The sequence below is a fragment of the Tateyamaria omphalii genome, from assembly GCF_019802125.1.
Lineage (GTDB): Bacteria > Pseudomonadota > Alphaproteobacteria > Rhodobacterales > Rhodobacteraceae > Tateyamaria > Tateyamaria omphalii_B.
Genome location: NZ_JAHVHT010000011.1, coordinates 1 through 1,371, shown reverse-complemented (window position 1 = coordinate 1,371; position 1,371 = coordinate 1). Strand labels below are relative to the sequence as shown.

Annotated in this window: 1 protein-coding gene; it reads right to left on the bottom strand. The window is 57.0% G+C overall.

Annotation, left to right across the window (positions count from 1 at the left end):
- Window positions 1-252 precede the first annotated feature (252 nt).
- Window positions 253-1,287, bottom strand: a complete 1,035-nt coding sequence (locus KUV51_RS22065; protein WP_222523628.1) for an IS110 family transposase — start codon at window positions 1,285-1,287, stop codon at window positions 253-255.
- Window positions 1,288-1,371: the final 84 nt, after the last annotated feature.

The following is a 1,371-nucleotide window of genomic DNA, read 5'->3' as shown; positions in this document are numbered from 1 at the left end:
GCTTCTCTAATTGGGCATTTGGGTCAAGCTCGTTTTCCTTCTTTGTTTGGGACCGTTGTCACTCATCCGGGTCACGCTTCTCTTCGCAGTCTGGGTGATGCCTCGTGGGACATCGCTGCATGCATGTGTCGGATTGGCGGTGGAGAGCCTCGCTTTGGGACGCGCTTGATGGCGCAGCAGACATTTTCGGCTTTGTCCACGAACCTCGTCCGGTGAGGACGACCCCGTTCAGATTTGTGTTGGGCGTTTAGATCATGCCGTGCCCTCCACCTTCTCTGAACGGAACTCAGTGCCATCAGCCCACATACGGTGAAGCAGGACGGCTAATTTGCGCGCGACAGCCACAACGGCGCGGCGACGTCCCTTGGTACGCATCAAGCGCATACCCCATGACTTGATCTGAGAGCCCGCCATCGTCCGCATCAACAAGGCGTTTGCGGCGGCATAGAGTGTCGACCTTACGTCTCGATCCCCGGCTTTCGATATCCGACCTGGGTTGTCCTGTTCGCCAGATTGGTATCTTCGAGGTGTAAGGCCGAAGTGGGCTGCCACCGTGCGAGACCTTTTGAACCGCGCGGGATCATCAACGGCAGCCTTGAAGGTGAGAGCGGCAATAGGGCCAACGCCGGGAACCGTCATCAGGCGCATGCAGATCTCGTCCTGACTGGCCGCGCGTTTGACCCGGCGGTCGAGTTTCAGAAAGTGCTGATACAGAACCAGCCGCGCATCCAGAAGCGGCAACATGGCGTGGGCCAAAACGTCGTCCATCTCAATCATCGGCCGGACCACACCGTCAAAGCTGCCATGCTGCACGGTTTTCGGCAGACGTATGCCAAATATCTTCAGCAGACCACGCACTTCGTTGGCCAGATCAATGGTCTTACTCAGCAGGGCTTTCCGTGTGCTCAGAAGCGCCCGAACGCCATGCGCCTCCCGGCTTTTCATATGAACAGGGCTAAACCACCCCGTCCGCAATATCTGGGCAATGCCGCGGGCATCATTCCGATCCGTCTTGTTGCGCATTGCCGATAGGGCGGCGCTCACCTGACGCGCCTCCATACAGACAACATCGAACCCTTCCGCAGTAAGACCGTAGAACAGATGCTGGCTTAATGTGCCGGATTCAAAGCCAATGCGTTCGATTGAAAAGGAAAGTGCAGTCAGACAACCCGCGATCTCTTCGATCTCGCAGGGCAGCTCTCGCTCACAGACAATCGCCCCTTTGCCGTCGACAACGCAAACCGCGCACGACCGCAGCGATACATCCAAGCCAGCATAATACTCCATTCGAATTCTCCCATGTTCACAGATGCCCTGTGATCCTATCGGGAGCTCGACCTCAGTTCAGGGTCAGCCCAATTACGCATGCTT